Source organism: Streptomyces sp. NPDC002958 (assembly GCF_055563255.1).
In genome coordinates, this window is sequence record NZ_JBVHDS010000005.1 from 334,567 (window position 1) to 350,714 (window position 16,148).

Below are 16,148 nucleotides of genomic sequence, written 5' to 3' on the forward strand. Positions count from 1 at the left end.
CATTCGTGTCATCATCCGGCCCGCCGTGCCAGTGCGAGGCGCGACCGTGTGAACGCCGCCGCGAGCACCCCGGCCAGCAGCGGAATGCACACGACGAGCAGTCCGATGGTCGCCCAGGGCAGCATGATCGGCGTGTACGCCGACTGCATGGGCTCGAGCCGCATCCGCTGCAACGCTTCGCGAAGGTCGAGGAGCCGCAGCGCCACCGCAGGCACCAGACCCGCCAGTGTGCCCAGCACCACACCCGTGAGCGCCACCACCACGCACTGAAAGCCGGACAGCGAACGCCGCACCCGCGGGGGTGCGCCCACCGCGCTGAGCGTGTTGAGGTCGGCCTCCGCGTCGGCCTTGGCGAGACCGGTCGTGATCGCCGCCGCGCCCAGGGTCACCACTCCGGCGAACAGGGTCAGGATCAGCAGGATGCTGTCGTCGCGCGTGCCGGGGCCGAGATCGGGCTGGACCCAGATGATGCCGCCGCCGGCTTGCTCGATCGCGCTGGAGACCCGCTGCTCCTCGGCGTCCGTCGGCGGGTGGGAGACGGCGTACACGCTGCCGGACGGCTTGGTGTGCAGGCCGAGCCGCTCCACGGTCCTCTGCGGAAGGATCATGCGGATTCCGGGGGTGGCCGCGTACTTCGCGGGGGCCACGTACACCTTCAGCCGGTCCGTGGTGGTCCGTGCGTTGCCCGGGTGGAGCTTCCGGTTCTTCTTGTCGCGGTCGTTGTACTTGTGGAAGGCCTTGAGGGTGACTTCACCGTTCTTCGCGTACGCCGGGTTGAGCAGCACCGGTGTGCCCGCGGCCAGCGCCTTGCTTGCTGCCGGGTCGTCGAGCTTCACGTACGTGGTGAGCATGGCCGCGTCCGCCACGATGATCTTGTTGACATCGGTGCCGAAGGAGGTGAAGTTCATGTACTCGTCCAGGCAGGCGGGGGAAAGCGTCAGCTTCTTGTGCTCGTCGGAGGAGAGCCGCGCGGCAAGTTCCTTGGCGCCCTTGCCCTTGAGTGGGCAGCTGTGGCCCTTGCCGGTGGGCTTGATCATCTCCAGGGTGCCGCAGCCGTTCTCCTCCGAGGAGTAGACGCTGCAGTCGCTTCCTGCCCAGACCCGTCCGTAGTCGGCGTGCCCGCCGGTGACGGCCATGTTCCGCTCGACGGCGGCCCGGGCCAGCGGGAGTCGCTCGACTGCCTTGGCTTCGTCGGACCTGAAGGCGACGGTCCCCTTCGTGAGTAGGGGGGTGTGGTTGTAGTCGGCCTCGGCCAGGACACTGGCCATGTACGTGGCGATGGCCACCGAACCCGCGACGGCCGCCATCACCGCGGCGACCGCGGGAGCGGTACGGCCGCGGTTGCGGGCAGCGTCGCGCAGTGCCATCCGCGGCGAGAGGGGCAGCCCGCGGCCGAGCCGTCCGAGGAAGCCGACGATCACCGGGATGCAGGCGAGCAGTCCGAGCTCGGCGACGACCGATCCGCCGGCGACCAGCGCTCTGTCCCCGCTGGTGCCGCCATAGACGGCGACGGCGCAACCGATGACCAGTACGCAGACGCCCACGACAGGCAGCACCCGGGAGGAGCGGCGGACGCCGCGGCGGCCGGTGAGCGACTCCAGTACGGACTGCCGGCTCGCCACGATCGCCGGGGCGAACGCCGCCAGGAGACCGGTGACCAGGCCGATCACGGCGATGACCAGCAGCTCTGTCGGCTTCAGGGAGAGGGAACCGAAACGTTGTCCGGACCACTCCTCGATCACGGGGCGGAACGCCGCAGTGAGCCCGAGTCCGGCCACCACACCGGCCACGGCTCCGGTGCCGCCGAGCACGAGACCGCCGCCGAGCACCACGGCCCGGACATGGTGCCGGTCCCCGCCGCAGGTGCCGAGAAGGCCGAGCTGGCGGCGGGAGCGGCGCGCACCGACCGCGAAGGCCGGTCCGGCGAGCAGCACGATCTCCAGGACCGCCATGGCGATCACGGTGACGAGGGCCGCACTCAGCTCCCCGGAACTGTCCGAGTACGTGTCGGGGTTCTTCTTGGTCAGCGGGACCTCGGAGTCCGGCGGCGGGTCGAGGACGACCTGACGGGACTTGACGAGGATGCCCGACTTATTGGCCTCCATGATGTGCGGCCAGGTCACCCCCACCCCTTCGGGGCCTTTGACCAGCCAGTCCTTGGAGCCGGGGTTCGGCGGCAGCACCTTCTTGTCATGGTCGGCCCTGGCCTTCCACGGGGCGATGACCGCTCCCGGGTCGGCGTACAGCGCCTTGGCCTTCAGGTTGTTCGGCAGCTCGACCACACCGGTGATCCTGTACTTCTGACCGGAGTTGCGCACGGTGGTGGTCGAACCGACGTGCAGTCCGGTCGACTTCAGGAACGGCTCGGTGGCGGCCATTTCGCCCCTGCCGTGCGGGTAGGCACCGCGCACCAGGTCGATCCTGCCGCGGGCCAGCTTGTCCGACGTGCGGAACTCGTAGATGTCGGTGTTGGTGATGCCGTACCCGGTGGTGATGCTCGCCGGGACGGACTGAATGCTGATCGCCCGTGAGCCCTTGGGGAATGTGGTCCTGACGTCGATCGAGGGGCCGGTGCCGTCCCACGGCGCGCTCTCGTCGACCGGCTGGTACATGGCCCCGTCGGGCATCTGCTCGATGGGGCCGATCCGCTGGTTGCTGAAGAGCGCGTCGGCGGAGCCCATATCGGCCGTCAGTTGCTCGGCGGTGGTCGGTGTGACGCTGCGGTACGTCACGTCGAGGGCCGTGACGCCGAGTACCGGCACCGCGATCATCGCGACCACCAGTGCGCTGCGGCCCTTGGCACGCATCGCGTCGCGCCTGGCTATCCGGAGGGCGGCGCGCCAGCCCGTGAAGACGCTCACTTGGCTCCCTCGGCGGCCAGCAGCGAGTCGGCGTCGGCGGTGAGCGTCTGGTCGACGAGCGAACCGTCCCGGAGGAACACGACCCGGTCCGCCCAGGCGGCGTACCGCGGCTCGTGCGTCACCATGACGCCGGCCGCACCCTGGTCACAGCGCTTGCGCAGTAGCGCGAGCACGGCCTCACCGGTCTCGGAGTCGAGGGCCCCGGTCGGTTCGTCGGCGAGCACGAGGCGCCGGTCCCCCACCAGCGCGCGGGCGATCGCGACGCGCTGCTGCTGGCCGCCGGACATCTCGTCCGGGAAGCGGTCGGCGATCTCCAGGAGCCTCATCTCCTCCAGCGCCGCCCGCGCCTCTTTGCGGGCCTTGCGCACGGAGACCCCGTCGAGCTCGCGTGGCAGGGCGATGTTCTCGGCGGCGGTGAGCGCCGGGATCAGGTTGTAGTCCTGGAAGACATAGCCGACGCTGCGGCGGCGCAGGGCGGCGACACCCTTGCGGCCGAGGCCGGCGATGTCCTGGCCCTCGATGATGACCTGGCCGCTGGTCGCGGTATCGAGACCGCCCGCGATGGTCAGCAGGGTGGACTTGCCGGAGCCGGAGGGGCCCATAACGGCGACGAGTTCACCGGCGTGCACGGAGAGGTCGATGCCGCGCAGGGCCTGCACCTCGGCGATGCCGGTGCCGTGGGTGCGGGTGAGTGCTCGGAGTTCGAGCACCGGCGTATCGACCGGCAGCGGCGAGCCGGACGAGGACGCGGATCGGGACGGGGCGCGCGAGGACATGGTGGGTGGTTCCCCCCTGGAACGGTTTGTGGGCCCGACTCGGAACGGGTCTGTGGGTCCGGCGCCGGACACCGAAGCGGTGGTCTGCGGTCGGCGCCGGGTGCGTACTCGGGTGGTCCGAGGCCGGTGCCGGCTATGAGGTCCGAGGCCGGTGCCGACTATGAGGCGGGTCTGTGCGGTCAGCGCCGGGTGCGTGGGCGGGCGGCATGGGCAGGAGTGCGGGCCGGGGCGCGGCCGGTTGTACGTACCTCGGGCTCCGGCTCCGTGGCGGCGGCCTCGGCGAGGCGGACCAGCCGGGACTCGCAGTGGTCCAGCCAGCGGGCCTCGGCCTCCGCCTGGAAGATCAGCTGTTCGAGCACGAGCAGCCAGGCGACCTCGTCGCGGTTGGCCGGGACATCCGCGAGGGCCTGTGCCTTGAGGCGGGTGTAGTCCTGCATCGCCTTCACGGTGTGGTGGCGCTGGGACTGAATGACGGCCCGGATGTCGACACCGGGCGCGCCGACCGCCATGGCGAGCTTGATGGCCAACTCGTCGCGGGGCGGACTGCTGCGGTCGACGGGCGTCTCGAACCAGTTCCGCAGCTCGGTTCGGCCGTCGTCGGTGATCGTGTAGAGGGCGTGTCCTTGGTCGTCCTCGTCGTCCTGGACGACCAGGCCGTCGCGCTCCAGCCGGCTCAGCGTCGTGTACACCTGACCGACGTTGAGCGGCCAGGTGGAGCCGGTGCGCGACTCGAATTCGGTACGGAGTTGGGAGCCGTATCTGGGCCCCCGCTCCAGCAGGGCCAGCAGCCCGTGACGGATCGACATACTGAGTATGTATACCGAGTATGCTGCTCAAAGCAAGCCCTGTCCGGGCGTGTGGACGCTGGTGGGAGGTCAGTGGGTCCGGCTCGGTCCGGGCGGCGCATACGGCTCAGTCCGGGCGGCGCATGCGGAACGCCAGGAAGCCCAGCCCCAGTCCTATCAGCGTGATTCCCGCACCCAGCGAGACCCGCTGCACCCGCTCCACGGACGGCCCGTCCAGGGCCTGCGGAGCGATCCGGCCGGTCTCGGGGGAGGCGCTCGCCGCCGGTGTCACGGCGGGCATCGGCCCCGGGTCGGTCGCTGCGGGCCGCGAGTCGGGCTCGTCGAGCGAGCTGTTCACGGGTGCGATCTCCCACGGCGAGAACTGCCGCCCGGGCCGCAGCCGCCCCTCCCCGGCCTCGCGCCCGGCGAGCGGGGACTGTGCCTCGGGGCGCCGCGACCCCTCATTCGTGGAGGTGGAAGCGGAGGAGGCGGCGGCGGAGGGGATGGAAGCGGAGGAGGTGGCGGCGGAGGGGGTGGGGGAGGCCGAGGGCGAGGTCGAGGTCGAGGGCGAGGGCGAGGGCGAGGGCGAGGGCGAGGGCGAGGCTGAGGGGGAGCCGGAAGCCGGGGAGGAGGACACAGGGGATGCCGGGGGTGCGGGGGCGGCCGGTCCGCCGCCCGGGGGAGCGGTCGTCGGTGTGGCCGAGGGTTCGTCCGAAGGAGTGGCGGAACCCTTACCTGACGGTTCGGCACCGGGGGCGGTGGAAGGCGGGGCGGAAGCTCGGGCCGACGTGGTCGCGGGCGGCGTCGCCGGGGCGCTGGCCGCCCCCGGTGTCCCGCCGGGGGAACGCCGGTCCGCGCAGGCCTCGCCCGTCGCGCCCCCCAGTGCCGCCCCCGCCGTCAATATGAGGCAGACCACGCGCCTCGTGGACCATGAAGGGAGAAGTCCTGGAGCCATGCGGTCAGCGTCACATATGACGATATGTCCGGCATCTCGGGTATGCGACGCCTCGATGAAGCTCCATCACGTAGACCCGGTCCGCGAAGCCGCCCCACAAATACCGGAGTACGGGGCCGTCACTTCCGCGTCTCCGCGTGTGCTCTGACCGACACGCACGCGCCCGCTCTGGCCGACACGTATGCCTCCGCTCAGGCCGGGTCGCCCGTCGCGACGCGCAGTTCGAAGTGGGCGCCGGTCTCGTCCACGGCGGTGCCAGCCGACGGGAACTGGTCGATGACCTGATCCTCCGCGTATGTGTTCCCTGGGACCTTGACCTTCTTGACGGTCCAGCCCGCCGCATCCGCGCAGGCCTTCGCGGAGAGATAGTCCTTGTACAAGAACTTCGGTGCGTCCACCTTCTCCGGGTCGTCCGAGGCCTCAAGGGCGTCCGTGCAGTCCTCGGTGTCCATCGTCCGGTTCCGCTCCGGATCCTTGTGCTCGCTCGCGGCCGGCGATTCGCTCGCGGAGGTTCCGCCGCCCGAATCCGGGTCGCCCTTAAGCGAGAGCACCGTGATCAGCCCGCCGACCGCGATCAGCGCGACCACGATCGAGCCGACGATCACCGGCATGTTCCGCCTGGAGTCGCCCCCGCCGGAGCCGGAGTGCGTCTGCGGCGCGATCGTGTAGGGCGGCGCGGTCTGCTGCTGCATCGGGGACATCGGCGCCTGGCTCTGGTACGCCGGAGCCGACTGCGGATAGCCGTACGAAGGAGCCGGAGCGGGCGCCGGGGTCGGCGGGCCGTACGGCCCCGACTGGGCGCCCGACTGGTACGGGCTCGGCTGGTACGGCGTCTGGACGTTCTGCGGCGCCGGGGTGGACTGGCCGACCGGCGGGAAGACCGCCGAGCCGACGCCCGAACCGCTGTTCGGCGGTGTACCGCCGCCCGCGACGATCACCGGGGCCCCTGTCTGCCCGCTCGCGTTCAGTACACGCGCGATCTCGTCCTGCATCGCCGCGGCGCTCGGGAAGCGCTCGTTCGGGTTCTTCTTCAGCGCGCGGGCGACGAGCGCGTCCATCGCCGGGGTGATCGCCCGGTTGATGCTGGAGGGCGCGACCGGCTCCTCCTGGACATGTGCGTAGGCGATCGCCAGCGGCGAGTCCGCGTCGAACGGTATACGCCCGGTCAGCAGCTGGAACAGCATGATGCCGACCGAGTACAGGTCGGAGCGCGCGTCCACCCCGCGGCCCAGGGCCTGCTCGGGGGAGAGGTACTGCGGGGTGCCGACGACCATGCCGGTCTGCGTCATCGATGTGACGCCCGACTGCATGGCGCGGGCGATGCCGAAGTCCATGACCTTCACGACACCGCGCTTGGTCACCATCACGTTGCCGGGCTTGATGTCGCGGTGGACCAGGCCCATCTCGTGGCTGGTGTCCAGTGCGGCCAGTACATCCGCCGTCACCTTGAGTGCCCGGTCGGCCGGCATCGCACCGTAGCTCCGGATGTCCGCCTGGAGTACGGAGCCGAGCGGCTGCCCCTCCACGTACTCCATGACGATGTACGGCATCAGCGCGCCGCCGAGCTCGTCCTCACCGGTGTCGAATACCGAGACGATGTTGGTGTGCTGCAGTTTGGCGACGGCCTGTGCCTCGCGCCGGAAGCGCTCACGGAAGGACTGCTCGCGGCCCAGTTCCGTGTGCAGCGTCTTGATCGCGACCTGGCGGTCCAGTGCGGAGTCGTACGCCAGATATACGGACGCCATCCCGCCCTCGCCGAGCAGGTCGCGAAGCTGGTACCGGCCACCGGCGACCGAACCGCCCGCATAGCGCCCCCGAGCGCCGTGTGCGCCGTCCTGGCTCATGACTTGCTTCCCCCTCGGCGCGCGAATGACGCGATGATCCCTATTACGCGCCAAGTCTGCCCGAGGGGTACGACACGTCAAGCCAGGTGCCCGTTCCGTGACCCTACGCACAAGAAGCGTCCCGGAAGCGTTACAGGAAACGCATGGAATTTGCGCGGGCGGCACGCCGGCCGGTTGGATGACCCGTCCCTCTGGGAAACGGTGTGTCCGGCGGAGGCTGTAGCGTGACGTGGCAATGCAGCTAGACACCGTGAGAACCCGCGGACGCGCGGACAGATACGACGGCGAGGACTGATGGCACCCGATTCCGAAGCAAACGGCGGCGGAGTATCGGATGGCACCGACTCCTGGGGCATCGGCGGCGTCGTCGGTGACGGACGTTACCGAATGACCCACCGGCTCGGCCGGGGCGGCATGGCAGAGGTCTTCGCGGCCGAGGACGTCAGACTGGGACGTACGGTCGCGGTGAAGCTCCTGCGTTCCGATCTCGCCGAGGATCCGGTCTCCAAGGCCCGGTTCACGCGCGAGGCTCAGTCGGTCGCGGGCCTCAATCACCATGCGATCGTCGCCGTGTACGACTCGGGCGAGGATGTCGTGGGCGGCCAGACCGTCCCCTACATCGTGATGGAGCTCGTCGAGGGCCGCACCATCCGCGATCTGCTGCTCAATGCGGAGGCCCCGCCGCCCGAGCAGGCGCTGATCATCGTCTCGGGGGTGCTGGAAGCTCTCGCGTACTCGCACCAGCACGGCATCGTGCACCGCGACATCAAGCCCGCCAACGTGATCATCACCCACTCCGGTGCGGTCAAGGTGATGGACTTCGGCATCGCCCGTGCGCTGCACGGCGCGCAGTCGACGATGACCCAGACCGGCATGGTCATGGGTACGCCGCAGTACCTCTCCCCCGAGCAGGCGCTGGGCAAGGCCGTCGACCACCGCTCCGACCTCTACGCCACCGGCTGCCTGCTGTATGAACTCCTGGCGCTGCGCCCCCCGTTCACGGGTGAGACGCCGCTCTCCGTGGTGTATCAGCATGTACAGGACATTCCGGTCCCGCCGTCCGAGGTCCTGGACGCGGTGCCACCGGAGCTGGACGGACTGGTCATGCGCTCGCTCGCGAAGGACCCGGACGACCGGTTCCAGAGCGCCGAGGAGATGCGCGGCCTCGTCCAGTACGGCCTGCAGATGCTTCAGGTGCAGGGCGGCCACACGGGTGCGTGGAACACCGGCCCGGTCGCGATGCATGACGGCGGACACACCCCGGCCATGGGTATCGCCGGGGGCACGATGGCGATGAGCCACCCGCAGCACGGCGACACCTCACAGGGTCCGATCCTGCCGCCGATGAACCCGGACGACGGTGGCTACGAAGGCGGACACCACGGCGGAGGCGGCCGCGGCAAGCTGTGGCTGTTCGTCGTGCTCGCGCTGATCGCGATCGGGGCCGGTGTCGCCATCGCCGTCAACGCGGCGAGCGACACCAGTAAACAGCACGAGAAGAAGCCCACGAAGACCTCCAGCTCGCCGTCCGAGCCGGAGAGTTCGCCCTCGCCGAGCGACGAGCAGAGCGAGGAGATCCAGCAGCCGGAGAACTCCACGGGCAACCAGCAGGACTGGCCGCCGCAGCAGTCGTACTCCCCGTCGGCCCCCCCGAGCCAGTCCGCCGAGCCTCCGTCGACCCAACCGTCCGCACCGAGCACGGGTGGTGGCGGTGGCGACGGCAGCACGGGTGGTGGCGGTGGCGACGGCAGCACGGGTGGCGACGGCAGCACGGGCGGCGGTGGCGACGGCAGCACGGGCGGCGACGGCAGCACGGGTGGTGTTGGTGGTGGCGACGGCAGCACGGGTGGCGAGGCCGGTACGACAGGCACCCTCGCAGGCGCCGCCCAGTGACGCCGAGGCGTTCACAGGGGCCTCACCCCGTGAACGCCTCGCACACCGCCTCGTACTCGCGCGTCCACCAGACCGCCAGGGCCGACACCGCAGGGAACTGCGGGTCGGCCCTTCGGTCGTGCAGGCAGTACCGCCAGCGCAGTATCCAGAAGTCGTTGAGCCGCTCCCACCACACCCGGTGCACCGCCGCGGCCAGTTCCGCCGCCCCCGCGCCGGCCGCCCTCCGGTAGGCCCCCGCGTACGCCCGTACCTTCTCCAGCTCCAGCTTCCCGGCCGGCTGTACGAAGAAGATTGCCGCGGCCCGTACCGCCTCCTCCGCGCGCGGCTGGACTGCGAGCCGGTCCCAGTCGAGGATCGCGACCGGGTCCGTGCCCCGGTACAGGACGTTCAGCGGGTGGAAGTCGCCGTGCACCCAGCCGGTGGCCGGGACGTCGGGTGTGGGCGGCCTGCGGTCGGCGTGCTGTTCCAGCAGGGTGCGCCGTTCCAGGAGGCGGTGCTCGGCCAGCTCGTCGAAGGAGTCCCGGGGGCGGCGCCCGCGTGCGGCCGCAAGCAGGTCGTCGATCAGCGCGAAGGTGTCGACGGGGTCGGGGCTCCGGTACCCGCCGGAGCGGTGCGCGAGCCCCGCACCCGCCTCCATGACCTGTTCCAGCCCGGTGTGTACGGCTCCGAGCAGCGCTCCGAGCCGCTGCGACTGGGCGGCGGTGAGCTGGGCACCGGCCCGGTGCAGCCCGTCGACCCAGGGGTGCAGGGCGTAGCACCGGCCGCCGATCTCCGTGACCGTGTCGCCCTCGGTGTCCTTTACGGGTGGGGCGACGGGGACGCCGAGTGACTGCAGCCGCTGGGTGGCGCGGTGCTGGCGGACGATCGTGGCGCGGTCGCCGGTGGAGTCGTCGAGGTGGTGCTTGAGGAAGTAGCGGCCGCGGGTGGTGGAGACGCGGTAGCCGTGGTTGAGCAGGCCCTGGGTGACGGGCTTGCAGGTGAGGGGCTCACCGGCATCCGGGTAGCGGCGCAGCACCTCGTCCACCGGAGGAACGGGCGGCCGGGGCACGGCTGAACGGGGCACGGATGAACGCAGCACCTCGCCGGCCGACGGAGCAGACGGAAGCGTTACAGATGAGCGCGGCACTCACCAGATGTTAGATCACGCAGCGTTGCGGATCAGTTGACTTGCGTGGAAGTCCAGAGTGTGCACGGAGACAAAGTGCGGGTCGACCCCGAGGTAGGCCGGGGCGAAGGGCTCCCCGTTCACCTGGGCGGGGGCGGCGCCGAATCGCTCCCGCTGTTCGGGGGTCGGGTGCACGATTACGGCGGGGCCGGTGAACTGTACGGACCACAGCTCGCCGTCGTCCCCCGAGGGTGCGGCGTTGAAGTTGTCCGCCCCGTACGCCACGACCGTGCCGTTGCAGGCCTCGTGATAGCCGAGGCCGCCGTGCATCCGCAGGACGACACGGCCGTCGACCACGATGTGGCGGGCCACCGCCAGTATCGGGAGGGCTCGCATGCTCGTCGCCAGGCGGCCGTACGGGACGCGGCCGAGCAGTTCGATCGCGTGGAGTTCCTCAGGGGGCATGTCCTCCACTCTCTGCCACCGGGCAGGCCGTAAAAAGAGGCTGCGGCCCCAGGCGGCCCGGGACCAAAGTCCCGAAGATCATCGAGGACGCGGTGCTCAGCCCGTCCGGCCCTTCCGTAGGGCGGTGCTCAGCCCGTCCCGGCCCTTCCGTAGGGCGGCGTTCAGCCCGTCCCGGCCCTTCCGTAGGGCGGCGTTCAGCCCGTCCCGGCCCTTCCGTAGCGCGGCGTTCAGCCCTTCTCCGCCTGCAGCCTGGCCACGTACGCGGCGGCCTGCGAGCGCCGCTCCATGCCCAGCTTGGAGAGCAGGCTGGAGACATAATTCTTGATCGTTTTCTCGGCGAGGTGCAGCCGCTCGCCGATCACCCGGTTCGTCAGCCCCTCCCCGATCAGCTCGAGGATCTTGCGCTCCTGATCGGTGAGACCGGCCAATTTGTCATCGTCCCGGCCCTTCTTGCCGTCGCGCAACCGCTCCAGCACCCGGGCGGTCGCGACCGGGTCCAGCAGCGACTTCCCGGCCGCCACGTCCCGTACCGCGTTCAGCAGCTCGTTGCCGCGGATCGCCTTCAGTACATAGCCCGACGCGCCCGCCATGATCGCGTCGAAGAGTGCCTCGTCATCGGCGTACGAGGTCAGCATCAGGCACTTGATGTTCTCGTCCTGGGAACGGATCTCCCGGCAAACCTCCACCCCGCTCCCGTCCGGCAGTCGCACATCGAGCACCGCCACATCGGGCCGGGTCGCGGGGATGCGGACCAGTGCGTCCGCCGCCGTGCCGGCCTCGCCGACGACCTCGATGTCGTCCTCGACCGAGAGCAACTCATGGACTCCACGCCGGACGACTTCATGATCATCCAGCAGAAAAACGGTGATTTTTCCTTGTTCGCGCACAAAACGCAGTCTCACACACTCGCCTCTTCCCTGCCGCCGAACGGCGGGATAACGTGCCGTTGTTCCGGCGGCCTGCAAGGCTGTTCCCAGTGCTGTGACCAGCGAGAGCTCCCGACTTTTTCGATTTACTTGGAAATCCAAGCAAAATCGCAGGTCAGGAAGGGTTTCGTAGTTATGCGGCGTACTGGGTAACGTGCTTTTGGCAGGGTGCTCGCCGGGGCACCTGTCACGCCTGTTTCCGGACCGAGCGGCACCCACCCCGTGCACGGGTACGGACACAGGCGAGCCGCACTGGCTTCCCGGCAGACCCCGGGGGCCGGACCGACGGAGGAGCACGCACGTGACCGTGGAGAGCACTGCCGCGCGCAAGCCGCGACGCAGCAGCAAGCGGACCAGCGCCGTGAAAACGCCCGCTAAGACGTCCGCCAGGACGCCACAGAGTTCCGAGCCCGAGCTTGTACAGCTGCTGACGCCCGAGGGCGAACGCGTGGAGCATCCGGACTACCAGATCGACCTGACCGCCGAAGAGCTGCGCGGTCTGTACCGGGACATGGTCCTGACCCGCCGCTTCGACGCCGAGGCCACCGCCCTGCAGCGCCAGGGGGAACTGGGCCTGTGGGCCTCGCTGCTCGGCCAGGAGGCCGCCCAGATCGGCTCCGGCCGGGCCCTGCGCGACGACGACTACGTCTTCCCGACGTACCGCGAGCACGGCGTCGCCTGGTGCCGGGGGGTCGACCCGACCAATCTGCTCGGGATGTTCCGTGGTGTGAACCACGGCGGCTGGGACCCGAACAGCAACAACTTCCACCTGTACACGATCGTCATCGGCTCGCAGACCCTGCACGCCACCGGCTACGCCATGGGCGTCGCCAAGGACGGCGCGGACTCGGCCGTGATCGCGTACTTCGGCGACGGAGCCTCCAGCCAGGGGGATGTCGCCGAGTCCTTCACCTTCTCCGCGGTCTACAACGCCCCGGTCGTCTTCTTCTGCCAGAACAACCAGTGGGCGATCTCCGAGCCGACCGAGAGGCAGACCCGCGTCCCGCTCTACCAGCGCGCACAGGGCTTCGGCTTCCCCGGTGTCCGGGTCGACGGCAACGACGTACTCGCCTGTCTGGCAGTCACCAAGTCGGCGCTGGAGCGGGCTCGTCGGGGGGAGGGTCCCACGCTCGTCGAGGCGTTCACCTACCGCATGGGCGCGCACACCACCTCCGACGACCCGACGAAGTACCGGGCGGACGAGGAGCGGGCCTCGTGGGAGGCCAAGGACCCCATCCTGCGGCTTCGTACGTACCTGGAGAAGGAGGGCGCCGCCGACGAGGCGTTCTTCACCGCGCTGGAGGAGGAGAGCGAAGCTCTCGGCAAGCGGGTGCGTGAAGCGGTACGGGCGATGCCCGATCCGGACCGGATGGCGATCTTCGACCACACATACGCCGACGGGAACCCGCTCGTCGACGAGGAGCGCGCCCAGTTCGCCGCCTACCAGGCATCGTTCGCAGACACCGCCGAGGAGAGCAAGTAGCCATGGCCATGGAAAAGATGTCCATTGCGAAGGCTCTCAACGAGTCGCTGCGCAAGGCCCTCGAAACCGACCCCAAGGTCCTCATCATGGGTGAGGACGTCGGCAAGCTGGGCGGGGTCTTCCGGATCACGGACGGACTCCAGAAGGACTTCGGCGAGGACCGGGTGATCGACACCCCGCTCGCCGAGTCCGGCATCGTCGGAACGGCGATCGGCCTGGCCCTGCGCGGCTACCGGCCGGTCGTGGAGATCCAGTTCGACGGCTTCGTCTTCCCCGCGTACGACCAGATCGTCACGCAGCTCGCGAAGATGCACGCCCGGGCGCTGGGCAAGATCAAGCTGCCGGTCGTCGTCCGTATCCCGTACGGCGGCGGCATCGGTGCCGTCGAGCACCACAGCGAGTCCCCCGAGGCCCTGTTCGCGCACGTCGCGGGCCTCAAGGTGGTCTCGCCGTCGAACGCGAGCGACGCCTACTGGATGATGCAGCAGGCCGTCCAGAGCGACGACCCGGTCATCTTCTTCGAGCCGAAGCGCCGCTACTGGGACAAGGGCGAGGTCGAGACCGACTCCATCCCCGGTCCGCTGCACAAGGCCTCGGTGGCCCGCACCGGCACCGACCTCACGCTCGTCGCGTACGGCCCGATGGTGAAGGTCTGCCTGGAAGCGGCCGCGGCCGCCCAGGAGGAGGGCAAGTCGATCGAGGTCCTGGACCTGCGCTCGATGTCCCCGATCGACTTCGACGCCATCCAGACCTCGGTCGAGAAGACCGGCCGGCTCGTCGTGGTCCACGAGGCGCCGGTGTTCTACGGCTCCGGGGCCGAGATCGCCGCCCGGATCACCGAGCGCTGCTTCTACCACCTGGAGGCACCGGTGCTGCGGGTCGGCGGCTATCACGCCCCGTACCCGCCGGCGCGTCTTGAGGACGAGTACCTGCCGGGTCTCGACCGTGTGCTCGACGCCGTCGACCGCTCGCTGGCGTACTGAGGACTGGGACGTGACAACGATGACCGACACTTCCAACGCTGCTCGCTTCCGTGAGTTCAAGATGCCCGACGTGGGCGAGGGACTGACCGAGGCCGAGATCCTCAAGTGGTACGTCCAGCCCGGCGACACCGTCACCGACGGCCAGGTCGTGTGCGAGGTCGAGACGGCGAAGGCGGCCGTGGAGCTGCCGATCCCGTTCGACGGGGTGGTGCACGAGCTGCGCTTCCCCGAGGGCACGACCGTCGACGTCGGCCAGGTGATCATCGCGGTGGACGTGGCGCCGGGCAGCGGTGACGCGGCCCCTGCCGCAGCCCCCGAGCCGGTTGCCGAGGCCGAACCGGAGCCGGAGGCCCCCAAGGGTCGTCAGCCGGTCCTGGTCGGGTACGGCGTCGCCGAGAGCTCGACCAAGCGGCGCGCCCGCAAGGGCCATGGCGCCGGCCAGGCAGCGGCCGCCGTGCAGGCCGAGCTGAACGGCCACGGCACCGTGGCCGTTCAGGAGAGCCGGCCGCTCGCCAAGCCGCCGGTGCGCAAGCTGGCCAAGGACCTGGGCATCGACCTGGCGACGGTCGTCCCGACCGGCGAGGGCGGGATCATCACCCGCGAGGACGTGCACGCGGCGGCCACGCCTGTACCGGTGCAGGTTCAGGCCTCGGTCGTGGCGGAGGCCGTTCCGGTTCCCGAGGCGCCGGCCGAGGCCGTCGTGGGCGCGCGGGAGACCCGCATCCCGGTCAAGGGCGTACGGAAGGCCATCGCCCAGGCGATGGTCGGCAGCGCCTTCACGGCCCCGCATGTCACCGAGTTCGTCACCGTCGACGTGACGCGCACGATGAAGCTGGTGGCGGAACTCAAGGAGGACAAGGACATGGCGGGGGTGCGGGTCAACCCGCTCCTGATCATCGCCAAGGCCCTCCTGGTCGCGATCAAGCGGAACCCGGGCGTAAACGCCGCCTGGGACGAGGCGAACCAGGAGATCGTGCAGAAGCACTACGTCAACCTGGGCATCGCGGCCGCGACCCCGCGCGGACTGATCGTCCCGAACATCAAGGACGCGCACGAGCAGACGCTCCCGCAGCTGGCCGCGTCCCTGGGCGAGCTGGTCTCCACGGCCCGAGAGGGCCGGACCTCCCCCGCCGCGATGGCGGGCGGCACGGTGACCATCACCAACGTCGGGGTCTTCGGCGTCGACACGGGCACGCCGATCCTGAACCCGGGCGAGTCCGCGATCCTCGCGGTCGGTGCGATCAAGCTCCAGCCGTGGGTCCACAAGGGCAAGGTGAAGCCCCGTCAGGTCACCACGCTGGCCCTGTCGTTCGACCACCGCCTGGTCGACGGCGAGCTCGGCTCCAAGGTCCTGGCGGATGTCGCCGCGATCCTGGAACAGCCGAAGCGCCTGATCACCTGGGCGTAGCAGTCACTTCGGTACCTGTACGAGATGGGCCCGCGCGAAGTTCGCGCGGGCCCATCGGCATGTCCGGCCCCTGCCACAGGGCGAGTTCGGCGAACACGGTCTTGCCGACGGTGCGCGGCTCGATGCCCCAGCGGTCCGCGATCCGCGGGACGATGACGAGCCCCCGCCCGTAGCACTCGTCGTCCGCGGCCTCGCGCGGACCGGGCAGCCGTTCACCGCGCGGGTCACTGACCGCGATACGCAGCGTGGCCGCGCTGAGCGTGAGGTGCACGCGAAAGAGCCGTCCCCGAATGGCGCCGTGCAGTAACGCGTTGGTCGCCAATTCGCTGACCAGCAAGGCCGCGTCGCCGGCCAGCCCCGGATACCCCCACTCCCGTACGAGCCGCGCGGTACGGCGCCGGGAGAAGGTGACGCTGCGGGCGGTCGGCGTGAAGTTGAGCCGGTCCTCGCGGAGGACGGGTTCGGGGGCGGAGATCTGTTCGGCTGCGGTCATGGGCGCGTACCTCTCGGTGAGGGGGGCGGTGGCGATGCCGCGCCTGCGGGGCGCCGGTTTCGGCGAGGGGCAGAGCGGTGCACTTCCGCCAAGTGATTCCGCTGTGCGAGCGGCTGTGTGCCGAACGTAGCGATTCGAGCTATGTCGCACAACATCTCGGAGATAATTTTC

The 16,148-nt window shown here is 70.0% G+C and carries 14 protein-coding genes; 5 read left to right on the forward strand and 9 right to left on the reverse strand.

The window, feature by feature from the left end:
• Positions 1–11: 11 nt before the first annotated feature.
• The 4 genes from ACZ3IC_RS12505 to ACZ3IC_RS12520 all read right to left on the reverse strand — a co-directional run bounded on the left by ACZ3IC_RS12505 (position 12) and on the right by ACZ3IC_RS12520 (position 4,780).
• Complete coding sequence (locus ACZ3IC_RS12505; RefSeq protein WP_467415321.1) at positions 12–2,861, reverse strand: FtsX-like permease family protein; 2,850 nt, start codon at positions 2,859–2,861, stop codon at positions 12–14.
• Positions 2,858–3,637, reverse strand: a complete 780-nt coding sequence (locus ACZ3IC_RS12510) for an ABC transporter ATP-binding protein (RefSeq protein WP_467415324.1) — start codon at positions 3,635–3,637, stop codon at positions 2,858–2,860. Before ACZ3IC_RS12510 ends, ACZ3IC_RS12505 begins: the two co-directional genes overlap by 4 nt.
• Before the next feature lie 179 nt (positions 3,638–3,816).
• Complete coding sequence (locus ACZ3IC_RS12515; protein ID WP_467415327.1) at positions 3,817–4,443, reverse strand: PadR family transcriptional regulator; 627 nt, start codon at positions 4,441–4,443, stop codon at positions 3,817–3,819.
• A 106-nt stretch (positions 4,444–4,549) separates the two neighbouring features.
• Positions 4,550–4,780, reverse strand: a complete 231-nt coding sequence (locus ACZ3IC_RS12520) for a hypothetical protein (RefSeq protein ID WP_467415329.1) — start codon at positions 4,778–4,780, stop codon at positions 4,550–4,552.
• 109 nt (positions 4,781–4,889) lie between these two features.
• On the opposite strand from ACZ3IC_RS12520, the gene ACZ3IC_RS12525 reads away from it, so the two are divergent.
• Positions 4,890–5,525, forward strand: a complete 636-nt coding sequence (locus tag ACZ3IC_RS12525; protein WP_467415331.1) for a hypothetical protein — start codon at positions 4,890–4,892, stop codon at positions 5,523–5,525.
• A 43-nt stretch (positions 5,526–5,568) separates the two neighbouring features.
• Here the strand turns inward: ACZ3IC_RS12525 and ACZ3IC_RS12530 are convergent, their stop codons facing one another.
• On the reverse strand, positions 5,569–7,221 hold the full coding sequence (locus tag ACZ3IC_RS12530; RefSeq protein WP_467415334.1) for a protein kinase domain-containing protein: 1,653 nt from the start codon (positions 7,219–7,221) through the stop codon (positions 5,569–5,571).
• Between the two features lie 294 nt (positions 7,222–7,515).
• Here ACZ3IC_RS12530 and ACZ3IC_RS12535 point away from each other — a divergent pair, with 294 nt between their 5' ends.
• Positions 7,516–9,114 (forward strand): protein kinase domain-containing protein, encoded by a 1,599-nt coding sequence (locus tag ACZ3IC_RS12535; protein WP_467415337.1) that lies wholly within the window; start codon positions 7,516–7,518, stop codon positions 9,112–9,114.
• A gap of 22 nt (positions 9,115–9,136) precedes the next feature.
• On the opposite strand, the gene ACZ3IC_RS12540 is transcribed toward ACZ3IC_RS12535, so the two are convergent.
• From ACZ3IC_RS12540 to ACZ3IC_RS12550, 3 genes are all read right to left on the reverse strand, one after another.
• The gene (locus ACZ3IC_RS12540; RefSeq protein WP_467415435.1) at positions 9,137–10,129 is read right to left on the reverse strand and encodes a phosphotransferase; all 993 of its coding nucleotides are present in this window, start codon (positions 10,127–10,129) and stop codon (positions 9,137–9,139) included.
• Between the two features lie 126 nt (positions 10,130–10,255).
• Positions 10,256–10,684 carry a pyridoxamine 5'-phosphate oxidase family protein gene (locus ACZ3IC_RS12545; protein ID WP_467415339.1) on the reverse strand — a complete coding sequence of 143 codons (429 nt, stop codon included), beginning with the start codon at positions 10,682–10,684 and terminating at the stop codon, positions 10,256–10,258.
• A gap of 227 nt (positions 10,685–10,911) precedes the next feature.
• Positions 10,912–11,571, reverse strand: a complete 660-nt coding sequence (locus ACZ3IC_RS12550) for a response regulator (RefSeq protein WP_467415437.1) — start codon at positions 11,569–11,571, stop codon at positions 10,912–10,914.
• A 340-nt stretch (positions 11,572–11,911) separates the two neighbouring features.
• On the opposite strand from ACZ3IC_RS12550, the gene pdhA reads away from it, so the two are divergent.
• From pdhA to ACZ3IC_RS12565, 3 genes are read left to right on the forward strand one after another with little or no spacing between them, the layout of a single operon-like run.
• Positions 11,912–13,093 carry a pyruvate dehydrogenase (acetyl-transferring) E1 component subunit alpha gene (gene pdhA / locus ACZ3IC_RS12555; RefSeq protein WP_467415341.1) on the forward strand — a complete coding sequence of 394 codons (1,182 nt, stop codon included), beginning with the start codon at positions 11,912–11,914 and terminating at the stop codon, positions 13,091–13,093.
• A gap of 2 nt (positions 13,094–13,095) precedes the next feature.
• Positions 13,096–14,076 carry an alpha-ketoacid dehydrogenase subunit beta gene (locus ACZ3IC_RS12560; RefSeq protein ID WP_467415343.1) on the forward strand — a complete coding sequence of 327 codons (981 nt, stop codon included), beginning with the start codon at positions 13,096–13,098 and terminating at the stop codon, positions 14,074–14,076.
• Positions 14,077–14,086: 10 nt separating this feature from the next.
• Positions 14,087–15,484, forward strand: a complete 1,398-nt coding sequence (locus tag ACZ3IC_RS12565) for a dihydrolipoamide acetyltransferase family protein (RefSeq protein WP_467415346.1) — start codon at positions 14,087–14,089, stop codon at positions 15,482–15,484.
• Here ACZ3IC_RS12565 and ACZ3IC_RS12570 read toward each other — a convergent pair.
• Complete coding sequence (locus ACZ3IC_RS12570; protein ID WP_467415348.1) at positions 15,471–15,977, reverse strand: ATP-binding protein; 507 nt, start codon at positions 15,975–15,977, stop codon at positions 15,471–15,473. The genes ACZ3IC_RS12565 and ACZ3IC_RS12570 overlap by 14 nt on opposite strands.
• Positions 15,978–16,148: the final 171 nt, after the last annotated feature.